This window comes from Falsiroseomonas oryzae, from assembly GCF_027856955.1.
Classification (GTDB): domain Bacteria; phylum Pseudomonadota; class Alphaproteobacteria; order Acetobacterales; family Acetobacteraceae; genus Falsiroseomonas; species Falsiroseomonas oryzae.
The window spans coordinates 1-8,606 of sequence record NZ_JAPSMD010000228.1 but is presented as its reverse complement, the minus strand read 5'-3'; the positions used below and the strand labels follow the sequence as shown (position 1 = coordinate 8,606).

Sequence of the window (8,606 nt, the reverse complement as noted above, 5' to 3'; positions counted from 1 at the left end):
TGCCGCTGCTGCTGGTCGGCCTGCTCGGCCTCGGCGCGGTCCGCCGGGGGCGCCGCGCCAGCTGACGCCGCGGCGCGGCGCGGAGTTGGCGCGCCGCGCGCATCGGCCTAGCCTCCCGGCGTCGTCCCCGATGCCGAGAGAGACCCTGCATGACCGACCCCGCACCCTACGACCTGGTGATCACCGGCGACGTCGTGCTCTCGGACCGCGTGGTGGCGGGCGGCTATGTCGCGGTGCGCGGGGAGACCATCGCGGCCATCGGCGAAGGCGCCCCACCCCCGGCGCAGCGCGTCGCGCGTTACGACGGCAAGCTGGTGCTGCCCGGGCTGGTGGACGGGCACATGCACACCGCCTCCTCCCGCGGGTGGCCGGGGATCCATGGCGCGACGCTCTCGGCCGCGGCCGGCGGCGTCACCACCGTCTGCGACATGCCCTATGACGTGCCGGAGCCGGTCACCACCGCCGCCCTCTTCAAGGAGAAGGTCGGCTGGGTGGAGCGGACGGCCCATGTGGACATGGCGCTCTACGGCACGATCAAGAAGACAGGCGGGCTGGACGAGATCGCCGGCATCGCAGCGGCCGGGGCGAGCGCCTTCAAGGTCTCCACATATGAGTACGACGCTCACCGCTTCCCGCGCATCGACCACCCGACCATGCTGTCGGCCTTCGCGGAGATCGCGAAGACCGGGCTGATGGTGGCGGTCCACAACGAGGACCAGGAACTGGTGGTGAAGCTGACCGAGGCCGCGAAGGCCGCCGGCAACACCTCCCCCATCTGGCACTGCCGCACCCGCCCGCCGATCACCGAGACGATGGCCGACCTCGAGATCTTCGAGATGGCGCTGGAGACGGGCGCGCACGTCCACATCGCCCATTCCTCCCTGGCGCGCGGCTTCGAGCTGGCGCGGATGTACCAGGGCCAGGGCGCGAAGTGCTCGGGCGAGGCCTGCATCCAGTACCTCTGCATGACGGAGGAGGACATCGTCCGCCTGGAGGGCTTCGGGAAGTGCAACCCGCCCTTCCGCAGCGCCGCGGAGGTGGAGCGGATGTGGGATGCGGTGCGGCAGGGGATCGTCGGCTACGTCTCCACCGACCACGCGCCCTGGCCGCGGCCGCGGAAGGAGTATGCCGGCGACATCTTCGCCGTCGGCGCCGGCCTGACGGGAATGCAGAGCTTCGCGCCGCTGATGTACACCCTGCTGGCGGAGCGTGGCCTGCCGCCCACGGTGATGGCGCGGCTCTGCTCGGAGGAGCCGGCGCGCTTCCACGGGCTCGATCCGAGGAAGGGCGGCATCCGGCTGGGGGCGGACGCGGATTTCTGCATCCTGGAGACCGGCGACTTCGTCTTCGACGAGCGCTCCATCCAGGACCAGGAGGATGCGCGCTGGTCGCCCTATCACGGCCGGCCGATGAAGGCGCGGGTCGCCTCTGCCATCCTGCGCGGGACGGAGATCTGGGACGGCGCCGAGGTGAAGGCGAAGCCCGGCACGGGGCGCTTCGTGCCGCGCCAGCACCGCCGTTCCGCCCTCGACGCATGAACAGGCGCGGCCGCCTCGCATCGCGGGCGGGCGGGTCCGCACGCTGCCGGCCGTCGTGGGCTGCAGGCCGGCCGGGGTGCGCGGCATGATGCTTCCCGCCGAGGAGAAGGTCTCGGTCCGCCCGCGCATCCGGGAACTGCCGAAGCCGCCGCCCGATCCGCCCGCGGCGCGCTGGGCCCTGCGCGAGGTCGCCATCGTCGCGACGCTGGCGGCGATCGCGGTCGGTGTCGTCGGCTTCTTCCTGCTCGGCCTGCCGCTGGCGGCGGTCGGCGGGAAGGTGGTGGTGGTGTTCGGGCTGGCGGTCGTCATCTTCATGCTGCGGCGTTGACGATGCGCGCCGGTACCTCTGCAGCGCCGCGCCGGCCTGCGGTAGAAGACGCGCGATGAGCCAGGACCCCGCCCGCCCGAAGCACCAGCGCTGGATCAAGCGCCCGCCGCGACCCTCGCGCACCGCGCCGGCCCCGCCGACGCGGCGCGACCGGCCGGGGATGACGCAGTTCCTGCTCTCGATCGGCTTCGGTATCTGCGCCGGGCTGCTCGGCGCGACGGTCGGTCCGCAGGTCATCCCCGACCGCCCGGGCATGGGCGGGCTCTTTGCCGGCCTCGGCTTCGTGGCCGGGTTCATCGGCCTGTGGCGCAGCTTTGGTGGCACGCGCCAGGACATCCGGGATCTCTTCGCATGAGCCGCATCCTGACCGTCGCCGGCGCCCAGATGGGCCCGATCCAGCGCGCCGACACGCGTGAGGCGACGCTGGCGCGGATGATCGCGCTGCTGGAGCAGGCGGCGACGAAGGGGGCGAATCTCGTTGTCTTCCCCGAGCTCGCCTTCACCACCTTCTTCCCGCGCTGGCCGATGGGCCGCGACGACGCGGAGCTGCTCGGCTGCTTCGAGACGGCGATGCCCAACCCGCGGGTGCAGCCCCTGTTCGACCGGGCGCGCGCGCTGAGGCTGGGCTTCTATGTCGGCTATGCCGAGCTGACGCCGGACGGGCACCGCTTCAACAGCGCCATCACCGTCGGGCCGGATGGCGACATCCTGTTCAAGTACCGCAAGATCCACCTGCCCGGCAGCGACCATGTGAAGGCCGGGCAGCGCTACCAGCAGCTCGAGAAGATGTATTTCGAGTACGGCGATCTCGGCTTCCCCGTCGCGCGCGGGCCGGAAGCCTGGGGGCGCCCGGTGCTCGGCATGCTGGTCTGCAACGACCGCCGCTGGCCGGAAGGGTGGCGCTGCCTCGGCCTGCAGGGGGTGGAGCTGGTGATGGTCGGCTACAACTCCGCCGCCTACGACCCAAACGGCGGCGAGGGAGAGAGCGCGGAGTTGCGCACATTCCACTCCAAGCTGGCGGCGCAGTCCAACGCCTACATGAACGCGACCTGGGCCGTGGCCGTGGCGAAGGCGGGCAACGAGGATGGCGCCGGGCTGATCGGCGGGTCCTGCATCGTCGATCCGAACGGGCTGATCGTGGCGGAGGCGGCGACCCTGGGCGACGAGGTGATCGTGGCCGAGGTCGATCTCGACGCCTGCCGGCAGGGCAAGGAGAAGATGTTCAACTTCGCCCAGCACCGCCGGCCGCAGCACTACCGGCGGATCGTGGACCAGGTGGGCGCGACGGCGCCGGAGTGAGCCGGACGCCGCCTGGCCAGCGATCGCCCTGACTGCGCACGCCGGAGGCTTGCGCGTCGGGGCGTGAATCGCCGGCTCAGGAAACGCAGGACCCGATCAGCCCGGACGCAGTCCGCGCAATTCGGGTCCTGCGGTCACTGACTGGCTGGGAATGGCGCTTCGGCCTCACACTCGCGGTGTCGGAGCGTTGCCGCTGGGCGATTGGTCTCGGCAGAGTTCGTCAAGCCGTCTAATCTCATGATTGGTGCCAACGCTTCCTGTCGGGGCGAGGCCGCCTCGCCCCTCGGTGCGCTCGGTTCGGGGAGGCTGGTATGGTCACACGCAGAGTGGCAGCATTTGTCCTGGCGTCCGGGGGCGTCGGCCTGTCGTCGTCCCGTGTGGCGGCCCCGCTAGCCGCCACGGGGTTGCCGCCGCGCGTCGGCGTGATCCATCCCAACGCCGCCACCGAGGCCGGCTACAGCGCCTTCCGCGAAGGGCTGGCCCAACTCGGCTACGTCGAAGGGCAAACCATCCTCATCGAGCCGCGCTTTGCCGAGGGCCGGCTTGACCTGCTGCGCGCCTTCGCGGCCGAACTTGTCGCGCTCCGTGTCGATCTAATCATCGTGTTCGGCCCTGGCGCCGTCCGGGCAGCACGCTGGGCGACGAGCGCCGTCCCCATAGTCTTCGCGGTCATCCAGGACCCAGTCGCCGACGGGCTGATCGCCGACGCGCGGCGGCCTGGCGGGAACGTCACCGGGCTGACGAACACCGATCCCGTGCAGCCCAGGGCGCAGATGCGGCTGCTGAAAGAGGTGCTGCCTGGGCTCGCCCGGGTGGTGATCCTGGGCGATGAGGGCGTGCCCGACCTGCTCGACCGCGCCAGTGTCGCGGCAGCGGAGGCCGAGGGTCTGCACCCGCTGCCGGCCCGTCTGCGGGGCGCCGATGAGGACGTCGAGGGCCTTTTTGCCTCCGCCCGGGAGGCGCGGGCGGACGCGGTGCTGTGCCTCGAGGCGCCAATCACCGGCCTGCACGCCACGCGGATCGCCGTGCTGGCCATCGAGGCGCGGCTACCGACGATGTTCCCCGGGGGCTGGCTCGGCTACGGCGCTCTGCTCGCGTACGGCAGCAACCGGGTCGAGACGGCGCGCCGCCTGGCGGGTCTGGCGGACCGTATCCTCAAGGGGGCCAGCCCCGGTGACCTGCCAATCGAGGCGAACACGCGCCACCATCTGGCCGTCAACCTCCGGGTCGCGCGCGAGATCGGCGTGGCGATCCCGCCCGGAGTGCTCGCGCGCGCGGAGCAGGTGATAGAGTAATCCACGACCGCCAGCGGTGCCGCCGCTTCGCAGGCGTGGCGCTCACGCCACGATGCGGCGGAGCATGATGCGCGACATCGCGGCGTGGATCATGGCTTCGGCGGTTTCCGGCAGCCGCTCATAGTCGCGCGCGAGCCTGCGCGAGCGTGACAGCCAGGCAAACGTCCTCTCCACCACCCAGCGCCGCGGGATGACCTGGAAACCCTTCGGCTTGTCTTCCCGACCGTAGCGCGAGAGATGTCGGTCGCAGTGCTTCGGCACCTCGACGCGCCAGCCTCGTTCAGCCTCGAGCCAACGCGCGAAGGTTCCTGCGTAGGCGCCGTCGGCCCAGACCAACACCAGGCGCGGCAGTTCGCCTTCGCTGGCACGCCCGACCAGGAGCTGCGCTCCGAGCCGCTCATGCAGATCGGCGGCGTGGACGTGAGCCAGGAGAACGAGTCCGGCGGCATCGACGAGAATGTGGCGCTTCCGCCCGGCTGTCCGCTTCGCAGCGTCGTAGCCGCGCTCAGGACCGCCCACCCCGGTGGCGCGCACGGTTTGGCTGTCAATGATAGCAGCCGATGCTTCAGCTTGGCGTCCCTCTGCCTTACGAGCCAGCGCACGTAGCTGGTCGTGCGCACGCCGAAGCGTGCCGTCCAGCCGGCAGCGGCGGAAGTGGGCGAACACCGTTTGCCATGGCGGGAAGGAGGTGGGCAGCATCCGCCATGCGCAGCCAGAGCGGACGAGGTAGAAGATTGCCTCGACCATCAGGCGCCTGGACCACTTGAGCGGTCGTCCCCGCGTCGCCGGAGGCGGGAGCAGTGGTTCCAGGGCCGCCCACTCGGCGTCGGACAGGTCCGTCGGATAATGACGGGGACGGGGTTCGCGCATGACCGCCTCGGCTCAGAAAGCTGAGGTACGCCAACGTTTTACCCCGATCCGCGCCTTTCCAGACAGTCAGTCAGAACCGCCGGCGGTAGCCGATCTGCAGGACGTTCGAGCCTTCCCACACGTCGTTGAACAGGCCGAACATGCCGCTCCGGTGCGCGTAGCGGATCGCCACCTCGTGCTGCGGAGCGGAGGGCAGCGAGAAGACCAGCTCCGGCGAGAAGTAGTGCAGGATCTTGGAGCGGTTGGGTTCCGGCCTTTGGGCGGTGCCGGTTTCGGCCGTCGGGAGCACGTTCACCCAGTCGAGCCCGGTGCTCAGGCCGAAGCTGGTGTAGAGGCGGTTGCGCCAGGGAAAGCCATCGTAGCGGGCATAGAAGGCGAACCACGCCTCCGGCGTGTTGGTCTCGCCGACGCGGTAGCCCACGCCGCCTTCCAGATCGATGGCGAAGTCGCGCCAGACGCGCGCCAGGCGCCGGCTGTAGGAGAAGCCGTAGAAGGTGTCGTTGCCCCAGTTCGCATCCCAGGGCTGGATGGCGATCTCGCGCAGGATGCCGTCCTCGGCGACGGCGCCGACCCAGTACGAGATGCTGTTGCGGAGCGCGTCGCGGGCGATGCGCGGATCGCCCTCCGGCAGGCTGCCCCAGAAATGCGGCAGCGTCGGGGCCATGCGGGTCGTCGTGGATTCCGCCGCGGCGGGCGGAGCGGCCGCGGGCTGGGGCTGTGCCCATGCCGCGTGCGATGCCATGAGCAGAAGGCAGGCAGCCAGCGGCAAGGCCGACGCCGCCGGAGATGGAAAGGTCACGGCGACGCACTCCCCCGTACTGCTGGCCTTCGTAATCACGGATCGGTTACGGGGCAACCCGCGGCCTGGCAGCATAGCTGTCCGAACCGTTCCGAAACGGGCCGCGCTCAGCGGCTTGACCGGGCTTCCGGCCGGCGCCAATCGTCGCACGCCGCCGCCAGCAGAGATCCCCCATGTCCCGCCGCCTCGTCGTCGCCGCCGCCCAGATGGGGCCGATCCAGAAGGCCGAGGGCCGGGACGTTGCCGTCGCGCGCATGGTCGCGCTGATGGAGAAGGCAGCGCGGCGCGGCGCGGAGGTGGTGGTCTATCCCGAACTCGCGCTGACCACCTTCTTCCCGCGCTGGTACCATGAAGACCTGGCCGAGGCGGACCACTGGTACGAGCACGCCATGCCGTCCAATGCGACGGCGCCGCTGTTCGACGCGGCGCGGCGGCTGAATATCGGCTTCCACCTGGGCTATGCCGAGAAGACGCCGGATGGCCGGCGCTTCAACACAGCGATCTATGTCCATCCCTCGGGGCAGGTCGCGCTGAAGTACCGCAAGGTCCACCTGCCAGGCCACGCGGAATACGACCCGGTGCGCAAGGTGCAGCACCTGGAGAAGCGCTATTTCGAGCCGGGCGACCTGGGCTTCCCGGTGGTGCGCGCGCCGGTGGGCGGCGCCGGGCCGGTCAACATCGGCATGATGATCTGCAACGACCGCCGCTGGCCGGAATCCTGGCGCGTGCTGGGGCTGCAGCAGGTCGAGCTGGTGATGCTCGGCTACAACACGCCGAGCCTGAACATGGAGAACCGCGGCTTCGAGGCGCACCACCTGCGGGTGCTGCACAGTCATCTCTCGATCCAGGCGGGCTGCTACCAGAATGCCTGCTTCGGCGTGGGCGTGGCCAAGGCGGGCACGGAGGACGGGCACGAGCTGTTCGGCCACTCCATCATCGTCAACCCGCAGGGCGAGATCATGGCCCAGGCGACCAGCTGGGACGACGAGGTGATCACGGCCGATTGCGACCTCGGCATGTGCGAGCTTGGCCGCAGCACGATCTTCAACTTCGCCCGGCACCGCCGGCCGGAGCACTACACGCGCATCACCGCCCAGGTGGGCAGCGAGCCGCCGCCGGCCTGGAGTCCCTCGGCCGCGGCGGAGTAGGACGCCCTGCCCTGCCCGGTCACGCCGGCGCTGTTGGCGTGCCGGGCCGATCTGATCTAGACCGCGCGCGCTCCCCCTGCGCCGGCCCGATCCCTCGGGCCGGCCCGCAGCCCTGCAAGGACCCGGCATGTCCGACACCTCGCCCTATCCCGCCCTCTTCCGAGTCGCCGCCGCCACTGAGCTGCGCGAGGGGCCGGGCCCGGACAACAGGGTCCTGCGCGCCCTGCCGGTGGACCAGGTGGTGGCGCTGGTCGGGCAGCCCGGGCAGCCCTGGCTGGAGGTGGAGGCGCCGAACGGCACGCGCGGCTTCGCGCCGGCCGGGCTGCTGCGCAGGCAGGTGGCCGGCGGCAAGCCGCCAAGCCAGGTCGCGGAGATGTTCCCCTGGCGCAACGTGGAGCGTGCCAACCGCGACCCGAAGATGCTGCACCCCGCCTTCCGCAACCGCGCCCTGCGGACGGTGGCGCGGCTGAACGCGGAGGGCATCCCGTTCGGCATCTATGAGGGCATGCGCGGCCCCTGGCGGCAGAACCACCTGTTCCAGTCCGGCAGAAGCCGGCCCGGCCGCATCCTGACGCCGGTGCAGGCCTGGGAGAGCCTGCACCAGTTCGGCCTGGCGGCGGATTTCGTGCTGGTGCTGGACGGCCGCTGGTCCTGGGACGACGACGAGGGGCATTCGCACATGTGGGACCGGCTGGAGGTGGTGGGCGCCGATGAGGGCCTGGTCTCCCGCCCCGGGGAGCGGCCGCACCTGCAGCTGGCCGATGTGGGCCTGGACGACCTGCGGGCGGGCAAGCTGCCGCCCAACACCGATCCCCGCTGGACCGCCGCCTTCACCTGGATGGTCGAGAGCTGGGACGGCAAGCCGGCGGCGCCGAAGCTGAAATAGTCGCCGCCGCCGCTCAGCGCGGGCGCGCCAGGGCGCGCGCCAGGGTCTCGGTCTCGGCGCAGCCCGGGCAGGCGGCGGCGAGCCGGGCGAGATTGGCCTCGGCCTCGGCACGGCGGCCAAGCTCGAGGAACAGCGCGCCCTGGTAGGCCAGCGCGCCGGGATGGTTGGGGTCGCGCGCCAGCGCCTGGCGATAGGCCTCCATCGCCGCCTCCGGCCGCCCGCTGCGCCGCTGCGCGAAGGCGACATAGACCAGCAGGTCCGGGTCGCCGGGTAGCCTCTCCAGCGCGGCCTGCAGCAGGGGCAGGCCGAGCTCGTAGCGGCCGCTTTCCAGCAGGCGGACGCCCTCGGCGGCCTGGGGATCGCCCGGCGGCTCCGGCAGGACGGCCAGCGCGGGCGGGGCGGCGAGGAGCGCCGCGAGGAGCAGGCGCCTCATTCGGCGGCCG

10 protein-coding genes are annotated in these 8,606 nt (G+C 71.3%); 7 read left to right on the top strand and 3 right to left on the bottom strand.

The window, feature by feature from the left end:
• Nucleotides 1-149 precede the first annotated feature (149 nt).
• The 5 genes from OZN99_RS19435 (at nucleotide 150) to OZN99_RS19415 (ending at nucleotide 4,460) form a co-directional block, all read left to right on the top strand.
• A complete protein-coding gene (locus tag OZN99_RS19435) occupies nucleotides 150-1,538 on the top strand; it encodes a dihydroorotase (protein ID WP_270936922.1) in 1,389 nt (462 codons plus the stop codon).
• 85 nt (nucleotides 1,539-1,623) lie between these two features.
• Nucleotides 1,624-1,866: a hypothetical protein gene (locus tag OZN99_RS19430; RefSeq protein ID WP_270936921.1), complete on the top strand. Its 243-nt coding sequence runs from the start codon at nucleotides 1,624-1,626 to the stop codon at nucleotides 1,864-1,866.
• Nucleotides 1,867-1,921: 55 nt separating this feature from the next.
• Complete coding sequence (locus tag OZN99_RS19425) at nucleotides 1,922-2,221, top strand: hypothetical protein (protein ID WP_270936920.1); 300 nt, start codon at nucleotides 1,922-1,924, stop codon at nucleotides 2,219-2,221.
• On the top strand, nucleotides 2,218-3,165 hold the full coding sequence (locus OZN99_RS19420; RefSeq protein WP_270936919.1) for an N-carbamoyl-D-amino-acid hydrolase: 948 nt from the start codon (nucleotides 2,218-2,220) through the stop codon (nucleotides 3,163-3,165). The genes OZN99_RS19425 and OZN99_RS19420 overlap by 4 nt, the downstream gene beginning before the upstream one ends.
• Before the next feature lie 422 nt (nucleotides 3,166-3,587).
• Complete coding sequence (locus tag OZN99_RS19415; protein WP_270936918.1) at nucleotides 3,588-4,460, top strand: ABC transporter substrate-binding protein; 873 nt, start codon at nucleotides 3,588-3,590, stop codon at nucleotides 4,458-4,460.
• A 42-nt stretch (nucleotides 4,461-4,502) separates the two neighbouring features.
• Here OZN99_RS19415 and OZN99_RS19410 read toward each other — a convergent pair whose 3' ends face one another.
• Nucleotides 4,503-5,330 carry an IS5 family transposase gene (locus tag OZN99_RS19410; RefSeq protein ID WP_270936917.1) on the bottom strand — a complete coding sequence of 276 codons (828 nt, stop codon included), beginning with the start codon at nucleotides 5,328-5,330 and terminating at the stop codon, nucleotides 4,503-4,505.
• 70 nt (nucleotides 5,331-5,400) lie between these two features.
• Nucleotides 5,401-5,994, bottom strand: coding sequence for a hypothetical protein (locus OZN99_RS19405; RefSeq protein WP_270936916.1), 594 nt, complete (start codon nucleotides 5,992-5,994; stop codon nucleotides 5,401-5,403).
• A gap of 308 nt (nucleotides 5,995-6,302) precedes the next feature.
• On the opposite strand from OZN99_RS19405, the gene OZN99_RS19400 reads away from it, so the two are divergent.
• Both OZN99_RS19400 and OZN99_RS19395 read left to right on the top strand, forming a co-directional pair.
• Entirely contained in the window at nucleotides 6,303-7,277 is a 975-nt protein-coding gene (locus tag OZN99_RS19400) for an N-carbamoyl-D-amino-acid hydrolase (RefSeq protein ID WP_270936915.1), read from the top strand.
• 127 nt (nucleotides 7,278-7,404) lie between these two features.
• Nucleotides 7,405-8,163 carry an SH3 domain-containing protein gene (locus OZN99_RS19395; RefSeq protein ID WP_270936914.1) on the top strand — a complete coding sequence of 253 codons (759 nt, stop codon included), beginning with the start codon at nucleotides 7,405-7,407 and terminating at the stop codon, nucleotides 8,161-8,163.
• A 13-nt stretch (nucleotides 8,164-8,176) separates the two neighbouring features.
• On the opposite strand, the gene OZN99_RS19390 is transcribed toward OZN99_RS19395, so the two are convergent.
• Nucleotides 8,177-8,606, bottom strand: a 430-nt coding sequence (locus OZN99_RS19390; RefSeq protein WP_270936913.1) for a tetratricopeptide repeat protein, incomplete at its 5' end; no start/stop codon positions are given.